Below are 13,778 nucleotides of genomic sequence, written 5' to 3' on the forward strand. Positions count from 1 at the left end.
GCTCACGCGCGCACCGGCATCGCCACCTTGTCGAGCGTGATCGGCAGATCGCGCACGCGCACGCCGGTCGCGTGATAGACCGCGTTGGCTATCGCGGCCGGCACGCCGGTGATCCCGATCTCGCCGATGCCGCGAATGCCGAGCGGATTGAAATGCGTGTCGCTTTCGTCGACGAATCTCACGTCGAGCTCGCCGATGTCCGCGTTGACGGGCACGTGGTATTCGGCGAGATTCGCGTTCGTGAAGCGGCCGTGCCGCACGTCGAGATGCGAGCCTTCCTCGAGCGCGGTGCCGAGCCCCCACACCATCCCGCCGATCAACTGGCTGCGCGCGGTCTTCGCGTTGAGCAGGCTGCCGACGCTGTAGACGCCGACGATGCGCGGTACGCGAATCGTGCCGAGCTCGGCGTCCACGTGCACTTCGGCAAACACCGCGCCGAACGAATGGGACGCATAGCGCGACTTCTCGTCGCCGGGCTTCGCCGTCGCCTGCGCGTCGATCGGCTGGCCGCCCGCCCGCGCGATCACCGCCGCGGCCGGATCGCGCCGCGACGGCTCGCCGCGATGCACGACCCAGCCGTTGTCGACCGTCACGTCGTCGGCCGCGGCGCCGTGCAGCGGCGAGCCGGGATCGGCGATCGCCAGCGCGATCAGCTTCGCACGCGCCTGCAGCGCGGCCTCGCGCACGGCGGGCGCCACGCTCGCGGCCGACTGCGAGCCGCCCGATACCGGCGCGCGCGGCAGGCTGGAATCGCCGAGCGCGAAGCGCACGTTCCGCGGCGCGAAACCGAGCGCGTCGGCCGCGACCTGCGTCATCACCGTGTAGGTGCCGGTGCCGATGTCCTGCGTGCCCGACGCGACTTCGGCCGTGCCGTCCGGCAGGATGCGCGCACGCGCGGACGCTTCGCTGCGGTTCGCCGGATACGTGGCGGCCGCCATCCCGAGACCGATCAGCGTGTCGCCGTCGCGCATCGTGCGCGGCGTATCAGTGCGCCTCGACCAGCCGAAGCGCCGCGCGCCGACCTCGTAGCACGCGCGCAGCTCGTTGCTCGACCACGGCTTGCCGTCCTGCGGATCGACCTCCGCGTAATTCGCGAGCCGCAGCGCGACCGGGTCCATGCCGAGTTGCCATGCGAGCTCGTCCATCGCCGATTCCAGCGCGAACGAGCCGGACGCCTCGCCGGGCGCGCGCATGAACGTCGGCGTGCCGACGTTCAGCGACACGATCCGGTGCGTGGTCGCGTGGTTCGGCACCGCGTACATGATCCGCGACGGCATCCCGCACATCTCCATCCAGTCCTCGAACGTCGACGTGGTGGCGATCGTGTCGTGGCGCATCGCGGTCAGTTTGCCGTCGCGACGGGCGGCCAGCACGACGCGCTGTTCGGTGAACGGCCGCCCGCCGACCGGGCCGAACATCTGCGGCCGCGTCAGCGCTAGCCGGACCGGGCGCCCCACCTGCTTCGCCGCCATCGCGCACAACGACACGTGCGACCACGACGAACCCTTGCAGCCGAAGCCGCCGCCGAGGAACGGCGAAATCACGCGCACGTGTTCCGGCGCGATGCCGAACACGGCGGCCACGGCCGTGCTCGCGCCCGACACGCCTTGCGTCGCATCGTGCAGCGTGAGCGTCGGGCCGTCCCAGCGCGCCATCGTCGCGTGCGGCTCGATCGGGTTGTGGTGCTGCATCGGCGTCGTATAGGTTGCGTCGACGCACACCGCGCCTTCGCGCAAGCCGGCATCGACGTCGCCGCGCTGCGTGTCCATCGCGCGGCCCTGCTGCTTCGGCGGCACGCGCGCGCCGCGCTTCGCGTGCGCGAAATCCACCACGGCATCGCCCGCGCGATAGCGCACCTGCACGGCATGCGCGGCGTCGGTCGCCTGCTCGAGCGTTTCGGCCACGACGACCGCGACGGGTTCGTTGCTGTAGCGCACCGTGTCGTCCTGCAACAGCGTGAGCCGGCGCCCCGCGGGCGGCGACAGCGGCGGCCGGCCGCCGTTGGGCAGCCGCATCGCGTTCTCGTGCGTGATCACGAGCAGCACGCCGGGCATCGCGCGCGCACGCGCCGTGTCGATCGACTCGATGCGGCCGGATGCGATCGTGCTCGTCACGAGCACCGCGTGCGCGAGCCGCGTATCGGGGAACTCGGCCGCGTAGTGCGCGCCGCCCGTCACCTTCAGTCCGCCGTCGACGCGGTCGAGCGGCTGTCCGGTCAGCGTGTTCATGCGGTACCTCCGGTCGGTCCGGCGGCGGTCTTCACCGCACGCACGATCGCGCGCTGCGCGAGCGCGACCTTGAAGCCGTTGCCATCGAGCGGCGTTGCGTCGCGCAGCGCGAGCGATGCCGCTTCATTCAGCGCGGCATCGCTCAACGCGTGCCCGGCGAGATGCTGCTCCGCGACCGTCGCGCGCAACGGCTTGTGCGCGACGCCGCCGAGCGCGATCCGCGCATCGGCGATGCGCGGGCCGTCCATCCGCAGCGCGGCCGCGACCGACACCAGCGCGAACGCGTAGCTCGCGCGATCGCGCACTTTCAGATAGTGCGCATGGTCGGCGAAGCGCGGCGGCGGCAAGTCCACCGCGGTGATCAGCTCGCCCGGTTCGAGCGTCGTGTCGAGATCGGGACGATCGCCCGGCAAGCGGTGGAACGACGCGATCGGAATCTGCCGCGCGCCGCGCGGGCCGCTCACCTGCACGACGGCGTCGAGCGCGGCGAGCGCGACGCTCATGTCCGACGGGTTCACCGCCACGCACTGCGGGCTCGCGCCGAGGATCGCGTGCATCCGGTTGTGGCCGCCGATCGCCGCGCAGCCGCTGCCCGGCTCGCGCTTGTTGCACTGCGCGAACGCGGGATCGTAGAAATACGGGCAGCGCGTGCGCTGCATCAGGTTGCCGCCGACGGTCGCCATGTTGCGCAATTGCGCGGACGCGCCGGCGAGCAGCGCCTGAGACAGCAGCGGATAGTCGGCGCGCAGGCGCGGATGATCGGCCGCATCGCTGTTGCGCACGAGCGCGCCGATGCGCAAGCCGCCGCCGGGCAGCGCATCGACCGCGTCGAGGCCCGCGATGCGCGTGATGTCGATGAGCGCGACGGGCCGCGCGACGCCGCCCTTCATCAGGTCCAGCAGGTTCGTGCCGCCGCCGATGAAGGCCGTGCCGGGCCGCTGCGCCGCGCGCACGGCGCCGGCGACGTCCATCGCGCGTTCGTAGGAGATCGCTTCCATTGCCGTGCCCTCCGCCGCTAGCCGTGCGCCGCATGCGCGGCGCGCACGGCGGCGACGATGTTCGGGTACGCGCCGCAGCGGCACAGGTTGCCGCTCATGCGCTCGCGGATCTCGTCGTCCGACAGATGCGCGGGGCGGCGCCGCACGTCGTCGGTGGCGGCGCTGCCGGCGCCCGCCGCGAACTCGTCGAGCAGCGCGGTCGCCGAGCAGAGCTGGCCGGACGTGCAATAGCCGCACTGGAACGCATCGTGTTCGACGAACGCGCGCTGCACCGGGCTCAGCTCGCCGCCGCGCGCCAGCCCTTCGACGGTCGTGATCCGCTCGCCTTCGTGCATCACCGCGAGCGTCAGGCATGCGTTGATGCGCCGCCCGTCGACGAGCACCGTGCACGCGCCGCACTGCCCGCGATCGCAGCCCTTCTTCGTGCCCGTGAGGCCGGCGTATTCGCGCAGCGCGTCGAGCAGCGTGACGCGCGGTTCGAGCTGCAGCGTGTACGCACGCCCGTTGATGTCGAGATGCACGGGCTGCGCCGGCACCGAATCGCGGCGGGGCGCGGCCAGCGCGGCTGCCGCGTGCGGCGACTGCGGATGAACGTGCGAGGCGGCGCTGACGGTCGCGGCAGCCGCCGCGGATTGCAGGAAGCGGCGCCGCGCGGCGCTGGGCGGCGTATCGTGCGGCGACGGCGGCGCCGCTGACTGGCCGGGCCCGCGCGGCGCCGCGGCGGCGTCGCGCGCCGGCTCGGCGGACGGAGAATCGGATCGATCGCTGGACATGACTTCTGCTCGCTCCATGGTTGATGGACGCGGATGTGCCGCCCGCGCCCGGAGGGCGGCGCGGGCGGCACGCGCATCGCGCAACGAGCAATTCCCGTGCCGCGAAACGGAGGGAGCAGCGCCCATGTGCAATGCCGGCCCCGCCTCGTGGCGCGCACCGGGCGGCAAACGGGCCGGGGCGTCGGTGACTGCGCGTCCATGACGCCGCGCTGGCGCACGGCTGGCCGTTCGCTGACGAAGCGGCAATAACGCCCGGATTTTTCGACGTGACCGGCAACGCATCGGTCACAAATTGCCGGCCGCATGTGCCGTGCCGCGCATGGCGTCCGCGTCGCCACGGCCGGGCCGCGGCGTTGCGCGCCGTGTAAATGCGCGCAGCATCCGCGTTCGCTCGAAAATTCCGCCATGCACGCCGCGGCCGATTACCGCGAAGGCAGCCGGTCAGCGTGACGAAAACATGTCGCGACCCCGCCGGAATCGCAAACGATTCACCGAAACGTCGCATCGCGGCGGCATACTCGAAAACGTTTCCCGATCAGCCTGCCAGGAGAGAAGTCATGCGTCGCGTTTTCGTCGCCGTCGTTCTGTGTGCCGCCGTGTTCGTCGCCGCCTGCAGCGACGACGCACCGCACGACGCCAACGCGACCGACGCCGCCGCGCCGCAGGCCGGCGCATCGAACGGCGCCGCCAGTGCGTTCAACAGCGACGCGAGCGCGAACGCCGCCGCGTCCGATGCCGCGCCGCTCGCGCCGCCCGTCGTGCACTACCCGCCCGATGACGACGACGATGCGAAGCCCGCCACGAACGCGGCCGCGTCGAGCGCCGCCGCGTCGATGCCGGGCTGATCCCGCTGTCGCCTGACAGAAGTCGGTACCGCTCGGGGAGAGCGGTGCGCGCTCGCGTCGCGCCGCCACCGGCATGACGACACGGTGGATGGCGGCGTGAACGGCACGGTGCCGCGCCGCTTCGCGGGCCGTATCGAGCATGGCCGCGCCGCTGTTCGGCCCCGGCCGCCGCCGGGCCCGTTTCCGCGCCGTAGGCGCGACAGCCACCGCGCGGCCTGCGCGTCAGACCGCGTGCGCGAGCGCGCGGTCGACGCGCGCGGCCTCGAAGCCGTCGTCCGCGTCGCGAAAGCGCAGCGGCGCCGCGCAATGCACGAGCGTGTCGATGAAGTACTTCGCGCGCGGCCACGGCCCGAAGCCGGCCGCCGTGTTGATGTGCCCGGCGTCGCCGAGGTTCACGAACGCGCTGCCCAGGCGCTGCGCGAGCGCGCGCGCATCGGCGAGCGGCATCCACGGATCGGTCTCGCTGCCGATCACGATCGACGGCACCGCGAGCCGGCGCGCGTCGAACGGTCCGGCAAACGTGAATTTCTTCGGGCTGGCCGGCGCGACGAACAGCACGCCCGCCACATCGCCCACGTGCGGCCACTGCGCGAGCGCATGCGCGGTCGCGAGGCAGCCGAAGCTGTGCGCGGCGAGCACGAACGGGCCGCGCTCGCGATCGAGCAGCGCGCGCACCGATTGCGCCCAGCCCGCGAGATCGGGCGCGTCCCAGTCGTGCTGCTCGACGCGCAACGAGCGCGGGAACTGCCGCTCGAGCCACGTCTGCCAGTGGGCGCCTTCGCTGCCGTGCAGGCCCGGAACAGTGACGAGCCGCGGCGGCCACGCCGATTTGCTGCATGCGCGCATGATTGCCCTCGCTTGCTTGAACACGAGGTTCGATTGTGGCGTCGGGTACGCGGCGGCCGAACCAATATTTTGTGCTTTGCTTTTGCGCGGGGCGATGACCGCCGGCGGCCCGGCCACCGCGCGACGACGGCCCGCATCGGCCGCACGCTCCGTGCGGCGGCGCAATGTGCGGCGAAACCGTAGAATGTGGGCTTCCCGTCAGCTTCACACGGAACCGGGCCCCGCGCCGACGCGCCGGGCCGTCCGTCAGGAGACGCCCGATGTCCGCCATGTCCGCCGGCGCGCCGCGCCCGGCTCCGCTCACCGTTCCCGTGACGCGCCTCGCCGGCGCGCGCGCCCTCGCGCAATGAAGATCCTGTTCCATTCACCGCATCAGGAAGCCGACGCATGGCGCGACGAGATCGCGCGGGCGCTGCCGGAAGCCGAACTGCGCGCGTGGCAGCCGGGCGATACGGCCGCCGCCGACTACGCGCTCGTGTGGCGCGCGCCGCGCGCGTTCTTCACGCCGCGCGACGGCCTGCGCGCGATCTTCAACCTCGGCGCGGGCGTCGATGCGCTGCTCGCGCTCGAGCACGCCCATCCGGGCACGCTGCCCGCGCACGTGCCGCTGGTGCGGCTCGAAGATTCGGGCATGGCGCGGCAGATGGTCGAATACGTGACGCACGCGGTGCTGCGCTACCTGCGCCGCTTCGACGAATACGACCTGCTCCAGCGCGAACGCCGCTGGCAGCCGCTCGAACCGCACGCGCGCGCAAGCTTCACCGTCGCCGTCCTCGGGCTCGGCGTGCTCGGCGCGCAGGTCGCCCGCGCGCTCGCCGCACTCGGCCTGCCGGTGCGCGGCTATAGCCGCAGCGTGAAGCAGCTCGACGGCGTCACCACGTTCGCCAGCGACGGCGCGTTCGACGCATGCATCGACGGCGCGAAAGTGCTCGTCAATCTGCTGCCGAGCACGCGCGACACCGACGGCATCCTGTCGGCGCACGCATTCGCGCGGCTCGCGCGCGGCGCATACGTCGTCAACGTCGCGCGCGGCGCGCATCTCGTCGAAGCCGACCTGCTCGATGCGCTCGCGAGCGGCCAGGTCGCCGCGGCCACGCTCGACGTGTTCCAGCACGAACCGCTGCCGGACGACCATCCGTTCTGGCGCGCGCCGCGCGTCACGATCACGCCGCACAGCTCGGCCGAGACGCTGCGCGCGGAAGCCGTCGAGCAGATCGCCGGCAAGATCCGCGCGTTCGAGCGCGGCGCGCCCGTCAGCGGCATCGTCGACTACGCACGCGGCTACTGAATTCCGCCACAAAGAGAAACCAGGAGACAACCATGACGTTCCCCACCGCCGTCAAGATCGTCGAAGTCGGCCCGCGCGACGGCCTGCAGAACGAGAAGACCTTCGTGCCGACCGACGTGAAGATCGCGCTCGTCGACCGGCTGTCGCGCGCCGGTTTTCGCAACGTCGAGTCCGCGTCGTTCGTGTCGCCGAAATGGGTGCCGCAGATGGCCGACGGCGCCGACGTGATGGCCGGCATCGAGCGCCGCGCGGGCACCGTGTACTCGGTGCTCACGCCGAACCTGAAGGGCTTCGAGCATGCGCTCGCCGCGCGCGCGGACGAAGTCGTGATCTTCGGCGCGGCGAGCGAGGCGTTCTCGCAGCGGAACATCAACTGCAGCATCGCCGAGAGCATCGCGCGCTTCGAGCCCGTCGCGAAGGCCGCGAAGGATGCGGGCCTGCGGCTGCGCGGCAGCGTGTCGTGCGCGCTCGGCTGCCCGTATCAGGGCGAGGTGCCGGTGGCGTCGGTGGTCGACGTCGTCGAGCGGTTCGCCGCGCTCGGCTGCGACGAGATCGACATCGCCGACACGATCGGCGTCGGCACGCCGAAGCGCACGCGCGAAGTGCTCGCGGCGGTGACGCGCGTGTTCCCGCGCGAACGCCTGTCGGGCCATTTCCACGATACCTACGGCCAAGCGCTCGCGAACATCTACGCGGCGCTGTTCGAAGGAATCGAGATCTTCCACGCGTCGGTCGCGGGCCTCGGCGGCTGCCCGTACGCGAAGGGCGCGACCGGCAACGTCGCGACCGAGGACGTGCTGTACCTGATGCAGGGCCTCGGCATCGAGACCGGCATCGATCTCGCGCAGGTCGTCGCCGCCGGCGACTTCATCTCCAACGCGATCGGCCGCGCGAACGTGTCGCGCGCCGGTCGTGCACTGCTCGCCAAGGCGCAGAGCGCGGCCGACGCCGCGAACTGCGCCTGATCGCGCCACTCCACGGATTCTCCAACATGACGACACCCGCTTCATTCGATTCCCTGCCCGATTCCGCGCGCCGCGTCGCGCTGCTGCTGCGCGAGCGCGGCCATGCGAAAGGCATCGTGATGCTCGCCGAAACCGGCAAGACGTCGGCCGAGGCCGCGGCCGGGCTCGGCTGCTCGGTCGCGCAGATCGCGAAGTCGATCCTGTTTCGCCGGCAGGCCGACGACGCGCCCGTGCTCGTCGTCGCGAGCGGCGTCAACCGCGTCGACGAAAGGAAGGTCGCCGCGCAAGTCGGCCCGGTTGGCCGCGCCGATGCGAAGTTCGTGCGCGACAACACCGGCTACGCGATCGGCGGCGTCTGCCCGATCGGCCATCTGGTCGAACCCGTCACGCTGATCGACGCCGACCTGCTCGCGCTCGACAGCCTGTGGGCCGCCGCCGGCCATCCGCACGCGGTGTTCAACCTGTCGCCGCACGAGCTCGTGTCGCTGACGGGCGCGCCCGTCGCGGACGTCGCGTTGCGGGAGCCCGCATGAGCGACGTGACGATGCCGGTCGCCACGGTCGCGTCGCCGTGCACCGACGTCTGCCGGATCGATCCGCGCACCGACTGGTGCGCGGGCTGCCTGCGCACGCGCGGCGAGATCAAGGGATGGCGTGAGTCGGACGACGACGCGAGACGCGCGCTGCTCGCGCAGCTCGACGCGCGGCGGCGCCTGATCGCGGGCAGCGAGACATAAAAAAAAGCCGTTCAGCCTCACGGGCGAACGGCGTCGAGATCGGAATCCTGTGAACGTGATCAACGTCACAGCCCGCATCATACGAGCGACGCGGCCGCATCGCATCGGGTGTTTCCCTACAACTTCCTGCCGCGCCTTTCGCGGCTGCACGCGACGCCCTCTCGCGCGCAATCGCCGTTCCCGACACGCGTAGTCGGCGCGCCGCGGCGCGACCGCGCAGCCGCGCCGAATCGTCCGACCGTATCAGTTACCGACCGCCTCGCGACGCGCGGGCACGATGCGCCAGCCGAGGTTCACGCCGGCCGCCGCGAGCAGGATCAGCAGCGCGCCGAACATCTGCGTCCACGCGAGCGTCTGCCCGAACGCGATGCGATCGACGGCGATCGCGACGACCGGATAGACGAACGACAGCGCGCCCGTCATCGCGGTCGGCAGCTTCTGCACCGCGCCGTACAGCAACACGTACATCAGCCCCGTGTTGACGATGCCGAGCACGATCAGGTCGGCCCATTGCCCGGCCGTCGCCGGCAACGTGTCGAAGTGCGCGAACGGCGCGAGCAGCACGATGCCGAGGCCGACCTGCAGCAACGCGAGCAGATGCGGCGGCGTGCCCTTCAGGTGCTTCGTGATGATCGACGAGATCGCATACAGGAACGCCGCGCCGAGCGACAGCGCGACGCCTTCCAGATATGCGCCGGGCACCGCGAGCACGGCCGGCTCGACGCGCACCACGAATACGAGCCCCGCGAACGCGAGCACGAGCCACGCGACCGTCGACGCGGTGATCCGCTCGCGGAACACGATCGCGCCGAGCGCGACCAGCATGAACGGCTGCGTGTTGTAGACGGCGGTCGCCATCGAGATCGACGCACGCGAATAGGCGGCGAAAAGCAGCAGCCAGTTCGCGACGATCGCGAGGCTGCCGAGCGTCACGAGCACGAGCATCCGCGGCGAGAACAGCGAGCGGCGCAGGAAGCCGAACGCCGCGCAGACGATCGCGAGCGTCGCCGTGCCGAATACGCAGCGGAAGAACACGACATTGGTCAGCGGCTGCTGCGACGACATCACGAGCCAGCCGATCGTGCCGGACATCAGCATCGCGACGATCATCTCGGCGGCGCCGCGGCGAATTTCATTCGTGGCCATCATGGATTCCGTTGAAGAGAGGGGATGACTTCGATTCTAGAAACTTGCCTTCGCCACAACCACGGCTAAACTGAAGCGAATCAGCCGATTCACCTTCGAAACCAAAGCAATCATGCCGAAACGCCTTTCCCCGCCCGCCGTCGCGTCGCTCGACGCGACCGACCGCGCGATCGTCGCCGCGCTGGCCGACGACGCACGCATCGCGACCAGCGAACTCGCCCGGCAGATCGGTCTGTCGGCGCCCGCCACCGCCGACCGCGTGCGGCGGCTCGAGGCGCAAGGCGTGATCGCCGCATTCACCGTCGAGCTCGACCCGCGCGCGCTCGGCTATACGCTGCAGGCGATCGTCCGCGTGAAGCCGCTGCCGGGCCAGTTGCATCTGGTCGAGGAGTTGCTGCGGCGGATTCCGGAATTCGTCGAATGCGACAAGGTCACCGGCGACGACTGCTTCATCTGCCGGCTCTACCTGCGCACGATCGAGCACCTCGACGACATCCTGTCGAAGGTGACGGAGCGCGCGGAGACGAGCACCGCGATCGTGAAATCGACGCCCGTGCCGCGCCGCCTGCCGCCGCTCGTCGAAGACGACCACGCGCGCCGCTAAGCCGCTGGCGGCGCACACCGCCGAGCCGCTGGCGGCGCAGACCGCCGAGCCGCCGGCGGCGCACACCACTGAACCGCGGGCGGCACGCCCGCACGCACCGTCACGCGGCTGGGTCGCGCGCCTCGAAGAACGCGAGCAGTTCGTCGATCAGCGCGGCCGGCGCCTCTTCCGCAATGTAGTGCCCGCAGTCGAGCGCGCGGCCGCTGACGTCGCGCGCGACGCGCCGCCATTCGTCGAGCGGATCGAAGCAGCGGCCGACGACCCCGTGCTCGCCCCACAGCACGCGCAGCGGGCACGCGACCTTGTTGCCGCGTTCGAGGTCCGCACGGTCGTGCTCGAGATCGATCGTCGCCGACGCGCGGTAGTCCTCGCACATCGCATGCACGGCGCCCGGCTGCGCGAGCGCCGCCCGGTACGCGTCGAGCGCCTCGGGCGCGAACGGCGCGAGCCCGGCCGACCGGTTGCCCATCACGCGTTCGATGTACGCATCGGTGTGCCCGCCGATCAGCGTCTCGGGCAGCGGCTCGGGCTGGATCAGGAAGAACCAGTGGAAATACGCGGTCGCGAACGCGCGATCGGTTTTCTCGTACATCGCGAGCGTCGGCGCGATGTCGAGCAGCATCATCCGCTCGACGGCATCCGCGTGATCGAGCGCGAGCCGGTGCGCGACCCGCGCGCCGCGATCGTGCGCGCACACATGGAAATGCTCGAAGCCGAAGTGCCGCATCACGGCGACCTGGTCCGCCGCCATCGCCCGTTTCGAATACGGCGCGTGCCGCGCGTCGCTCGGCGGCCGGCCCGATGCGCCGTAGCCGCGCAGGTCGGTGGCGATCACCGTGAAGTGATTCGCGAGCGTCGCGGCAACGCGATGCCAGATCATGTGGGTCTGCGGATGGCCGTGCAGCAACAGCAGCGGCGGCCCCGCGCCTCCTTTGACACCGAAGATGTCGGTGTCCTGCACCGTCACGCGAAACGATGCAAACGCGTCAAACGACATGGTTTGTTTCTCGTTGGTTTGTTATGGCGGCTATTTTAAAAGTGCCGGCGCGTCTTCACAGCGAGGTCACCGCCCGAAACCGTAGAAAGAGAACACTCACTCGATTGCCGGCCCACCGCGCCTTTTGCTAAGCTCGCGTAGAATCGCACGACCGTTCGTATTAATATGACCGAATGCGTTCCGCGGCTACACTCGAATCACCGTTCGACCGCCACGCCCCCGGAGACTGGAGACATCACATGGCATTGCCCACCGTCCTGCAGAACCTGACGCTCCCCGTCATCGCGTCGCCGATGTTCATCGTCAGCTACCCCGAACTCGTGCTCGCGCAATGCAAGGCGGGCATCGTCGGTTCGTTCCCCGCGCTCAATGCGCGCCCGGCCGAACTGCTCGACGAGTGGCTCACGCAAATCCAGTCGGAACTCGCCGAGCACAAGGCGAAACATCCCGACGCGGTGATCGGCCCGATCGCGGTCAACCAGATCGTCCACCAGTCGAATGCACGGCTCGAGCACGACGTGCGCGTGTGCGTCGAGCACAAGGTCCCGATCTTCATCACGAGCCTGCGCGCGCCGGCGCGCGAGATCGTCGATGCGGTGCACGGCTACGGCGGCATCGTGCTGCACGACGTGATCAACCTGCGCCACGCGCAGAAGGCGCTCGAAGCGGGCGTCGACGGGCTGATCCTCGTCGCGGCCGGCGCCGGCGGCCACGCGGGCACGACGTCGCCGTTCGCGCTGGTCGGCGAAGTCCGCAAGATCTTCGACGGCCCGATCGTGCTGTCCGGCTCGATCGCGAACGGCGGCTCGATCCTCGCCGCGCAGGCGATGGGCGCCGACTTCGCGTACATGGGCACGCGCTTCATCGCGACGCAGGAAGCGCACGCGATCGACGACTACAAGCACGCGATCCTGAACGCGAAATCGTCGGACATCATCTACACGAACCTCTTCACGGGCGTGCACGGCAACTACATCCGCGAGAGCATCGAGAAGGCCGGCCTCGATCCGGACGCGCTGCCGGAATCCGACAAGACCAAGATGAATTTCGGCAGCGACAAGACCAAGGCGTGGAAGGACATCTGGGGCGCCGGCCAGGGCGTCGGCCTGATGGACGATCTGCCGAGCGTGGCTGCGCTCGTCGAGCGGCTCAAGCGCGAGTACGACGACGCGAAGGCGCGGCTCGGCATCCCGCGCTGACGGATGCGGCGGCCGTGGTGGCCGCCATCGGCCGCCATCGGCGCGAGATCGTCGCCCCAACGAAAAAAGCGCGAACCGCAGCGGTTCGCGCTTTTTTATTGCCCCGCCGCGGCGGAACGACGCGGCTCAGCCCGCGCGCTTCATCCGCGTGATCGGCAGCACGCGCAGACGCGATTCGATCGACGGGCACAGCGACTGCCCTTCGAAACGCGCGGCGAGGAAGTCGACGAACGAGCGCACCTTCGCGGACACGTGACGACGGCTCGCGTACACCGCATAGATCGGCGCCTCGTGCGGCGGCACCGAATCGAGCAGCACCGGCACGAGCCGGCCCGCTTCGATGTCGTCGCCGACCACTTCGGTGCCGAGCAGCGCGATGCCCGCGCCGGCGAGCACGGCCGCGCGCAGCCCTTCGAGATGGTTCACGATCAGGTTGCCGTTCAGGCTCACGCGCGACGCGGCGGCCGCGTCGATCACCAGCGAATCGAGCATCGTCGAATTCGAATCGCGCCGCAGGTAGTTGTGATCCGCGAGATCGGCGATCGTCCGGGGCGTGCCGTGCTTCTCCAGATATGCGGGCGACGCGACCAGCAGGATGTGCGCGGTCGCGATCTGGCGCGCGACCAGCGACGACGATTTCAATCCGTTCGGCGCCGCGCGCACCGCGACGTCGTAGCCTTCCTCGATCAGGTCGACCACGCGATCGGACAGCGTCATGTCGACGGTCACGTCCGGGAACCGGCCCGCATAATCGGTGACGGCCTGCATCACGTGCCGCAGCCCGAACGCGGACAGCGACGTCACGCGCAGCCGGCCCTGCGGCACCACGCTCGCGGCGCCGACGGCCTGCCCGGCCTCGTCGAGTTCGGACAGCGCCTGCACGAGGCGCTCGTAGTATTCGCGTCCCGCCTCGGTCGGCGCGACGCGTCGTGTCGTGCGATGCAGCAGCCGCGCGCCGAGCTGCTGCTCGAGGTGCATCACGTGCTTGCTCGCCATCGCCGCCGACATCTGCATGCGCTCCGCCGCGCCGACGAAGCTGCCCACTTCGACGACGTAGCGAAACACATTCATGCTGACGAGGGTATCCATCGAACTAGCTCGCAATCCCGGGAAATCGACCAATTACGAGATAGGGTAACAAAGGCGGGGAAAC

Annotated in this window: 14 protein-coding genes; 7 read left to right on the forward strand and 7 right to left on the reverse strand. The window is 70.3% G+C overall.

All coding sequences use genetic code 11. The features are described from left to right. Positions 1–2: 2 nt before the first annotated feature. Genes CFB35_RS15530 through CFB35_RS15540 form a run of 3 tightly spaced genes read right to left on the reverse strand, consistent with a single transcriptional unit; the run spans position 3 to position 3,999 of the window. Positions 3–2,228, reverse strand: a complete 2,226-nt coding sequence (locus CFB35_RS15530) for a xanthine dehydrogenase family protein molybdopterin-binding subunit (RefSeq protein ID WP_089465196.1) — start codon at positions 2,226–2,228, stop codon at positions 3–5. Further along, positions 2,225–3,226, reverse strand: coding sequence for a xanthine dehydrogenase family protein subunit M (locus CFB35_RS15535; protein ID WP_089465197.1), 1,002 nt, complete (start codon positions 3,224–3,226; stop codon positions 2,225–2,227). The genes CFB35_RS15530 and CFB35_RS15535 overlap by 4 nt, the downstream gene beginning before the upstream one ends. 17 nt (positions 3,227–3,243) lie before the next feature. Next, complete coding sequence (locus CFB35_RS15540; protein ID WP_089465198.1) at positions 3,244–3,999, reverse strand: (2Fe-2S)-binding protein; 756 nt, start codon at positions 3,997–3,999, stop codon at positions 3,244–3,246. Between the two features lie 557 nt (positions 4,000–4,556). On the opposite strand from CFB35_RS15540, the gene CFB35_RS15550 reads away from it, so the two are divergent. Beyond that, on the forward strand, positions 4,557–4,844 hold the full coding sequence (locus tag CFB35_RS15550) for a hypothetical protein (protein WP_059641276.1): 288 nt from the start codon (positions 4,557–4,559) through the stop codon (positions 4,842–4,844). Positions 4,845–5,066: 222 nt separating this feature from the next. On the opposite strand, the gene CFB35_RS15555 is transcribed toward CFB35_RS15550, so the two are convergent. Further along, positions 5,067–5,690, reverse strand: coding sequence for an alpha/beta hydrolase (locus tag CFB35_RS15555; RefSeq protein ID WP_089465199.1), 624 nt, complete (start codon positions 5,688–5,690; stop codon positions 5,067–5,069). Positions 5,691–6,036: 346 nt separating this feature from the next. On the opposite strand from CFB35_RS15555, the gene CFB35_RS15560 reads away from it, so the two are divergent. The 4 genes from CFB35_RS15560 to CFB35_RS15575 are packed head-to-tail and all read left to right on the forward strand — an operon-like array spanning position 6,037 to position 8,679. Next, complete coding sequence (locus CFB35_RS15560; protein WP_089465200.1) at positions 6,037–6,978, forward strand: glyoxylate/hydroxypyruvate reductase A; 942 nt, start codon at positions 6,037–6,039, stop codon at positions 6,976–6,978. Positions 6,979–7,010: 32 nt separating this feature from the next. After that, positions 7,011–7,943: a hydroxymethylglutaryl-CoA lyase gene (locus CFB35_RS15565; RefSeq protein ID WP_089465201.1), complete on the forward strand. Its 933-nt coding sequence runs from the start codon at positions 7,011–7,013 to the stop codon at positions 7,941–7,943. 26 nt (positions 7,944–7,969) lie between these two features. Further along, a complete protein-coding gene (locus tag CFB35_RS15570) occupies positions 7,970–8,476 on the forward strand; it encodes a YbaK/EbsC family protein (RefSeq protein WP_059641268.1) in 507 nt (168 codons plus the stop codon). Next, on the forward strand, positions 8,473–8,679 hold the full coding sequence (locus tag CFB35_RS15575; protein ID WP_089465202.1) for a DUF1289 domain-containing protein: 207 nt from the start codon (positions 8,473–8,475) through the stop codon (positions 8,677–8,679). Before CFB35_RS15570 ends, CFB35_RS15575 begins: the two co-directional genes overlap by 4 nt. A gap of 243 nt (positions 8,680–8,922) precedes the next feature. Here CFB35_RS15575 and CFB35_RS15580 read toward each other — a convergent pair whose 3' ends face one another. Then, positions 8,923–9,825, reverse strand: coding sequence for a DMT family transporter (locus CFB35_RS15580; RefSeq protein ID WP_059576451.1), 903 nt, complete (start codon positions 9,823–9,825; stop codon positions 8,923–8,925). A 112-nt stretch (positions 9,826–9,937) separates the two neighbouring features. Between CFB35_RS15580 and CFB35_RS15585 the strand changes: the two genes are divergently transcribed. Continuing rightward, positions 9,938–10,429, forward strand: a complete 492-nt coding sequence (locus CFB35_RS15585) for an Lrp/AsnC family transcriptional regulator (RefSeq protein WP_059576448.1) — start codon at positions 9,938–9,940, stop codon at positions 10,427–10,429. Positions 10,430–10,529: 100 nt separating this feature from the next. Here CFB35_RS15585 and CFB35_RS15590 read toward each other — a convergent pair whose 3' ends face one another. Next, the gene (locus tag CFB35_RS15590; protein WP_089465203.1) at positions 10,530–11,426 is read right to left on the reverse strand and encodes an alpha/beta fold hydrolase; all 897 of its coding nucleotides are present in this window, start codon (positions 11,424–11,426) and stop codon (positions 10,530–10,532) included. Positions 11,427–11,665: 239 nt separating this feature from the next. On the opposite strand from CFB35_RS15590, the gene CFB35_RS15595 reads away from it, so the two are divergent. Continuing rightward, a complete protein-coding gene (locus CFB35_RS15595; RefSeq protein WP_059576442.1) occupies positions 11,666–12,625 on the forward strand; it encodes a nitronate monooxygenase family protein in 960 nt (319 codons plus the stop codon). A 126-nt stretch (positions 12,626–12,751) separates the two neighbouring features. Here CFB35_RS15595 and CFB35_RS15600 read toward each other — a convergent pair whose 3' ends face one another. Further along, positions 12,752–13,714 carry a LysR family transcriptional regulator gene (locus CFB35_RS15600; RefSeq protein WP_060966567.1) on the reverse strand — a complete coding sequence of 321 codons (963 nt, stop codon included), beginning with the start codon at positions 13,712–13,714 and terminating at the stop codon, positions 12,752–12,754. Positions 13,715–13,778 lie beyond the last annotated feature (64 nt).

This window comes from Burkholderia sp. AU16482 (genome assembly GCF_002223285.1).
GTDB classification, from domain to species: domain Bacteria; phylum Pseudomonadota; class Gammaproteobacteria; order Burkholderiales; family Burkholderiaceae; genus Burkholderia; species Burkholderia semiarida.

Bases quoted from the DNA above. Each gene is read 5' to 3' on its own strand.
- CFB35_RS15530 (WP_089465196.1), bottom strand. From the start codon at position 2,228: ATGAACACGCTGACCGGACAGCCGCTCGACCGCGTCGACGGCGGACTG.
- CFB35_RS15535 (WP_089465197.1), bottom strand. From the start codon at position 3,226: ATGGAAGCGATCTCCTACGAACGCGCGATGGACGTCGCCGGCGCCGTG.
- CFB35_RS15540 (WP_089465198.1), bottom strand. From the start codon at position 3,999: ATGTCCAGCGATCGATCCGATTCTCCGTCCGCCGAGCCGGCGCGCGAC.
- CFB35_RS15550 (WP_059641276.1), top strand. From the start codon at position 4,557: ATGCGTCGCGTTTTCGTCGCCGTCGTTCTGTGTGCCGCCGTGTTCGTC.
- CFB35_RS15555 (WP_089465199.1), bottom strand. From the start codon at position 5,690: ATGCGCGCATGCAGCAAATCGGCGTGGCCGCCGCGGCTCGTCACTGTT.
- CFB35_RS15560 (WP_089465200.1), top strand. From the start codon at position 6,037: ATGAAGATCCTGTTCCATTCACCGCATCAGGAAGCCGACGCATGGCGC.
- CFB35_RS15565 (WP_089465201.1), top strand. From the start codon at position 7,011: ATGACGTTCCCCACCGCCGTCAAGATCGTCGAAGTCGGCCCGCGCGAC.
- CFB35_RS15570 (WP_059641268.1), top strand. From the start codon at position 7,970: ATGACGACACCCGCTTCATTCGATTCCCTGCCCGATTCCGCGCGCCGC.
- CFB35_RS15575 (WP_089465202.1), top strand. From the start codon at position 8,473: ATGAGCGACGTGACGATGCCGGTCGCCACGGTCGCGTCGCCGTGCACC.
- CFB35_RS15580 (WP_059576451.1), bottom strand. From the start codon at position 9,825: ATGGCCACGAATGAAATTCGCCGCGGCGCCGCCGAGATGATCGTCGCG.
- CFB35_RS15585 (WP_059576448.1), top strand. From the start codon at position 9,938: ATGCCGAAACGCCTTTCCCCGCCCGCCGTCGCGTCGCTCGACGCGACC.
- CFB35_RS15590 (WP_089465203.1), bottom strand. From the start codon at position 11,426: ATGTCGTTTGACGCGTTTGCATCGTTTCGCGTGACGGTGCAGGACACC.
- CFB35_RS15595 (WP_059576442.1), top strand. From the start codon at position 11,666: ATGGCATTGCCCACCGTCCTGCAGAACCTGACGCTCCCCGTCATCGCG.
- CFB35_RS15600 (WP_060966567.1), bottom strand. From the start codon at position 13,714: ATGGATACCCTCGTCAGCATGAATGTGTTTCGCTACGTCGTCGAAGTG.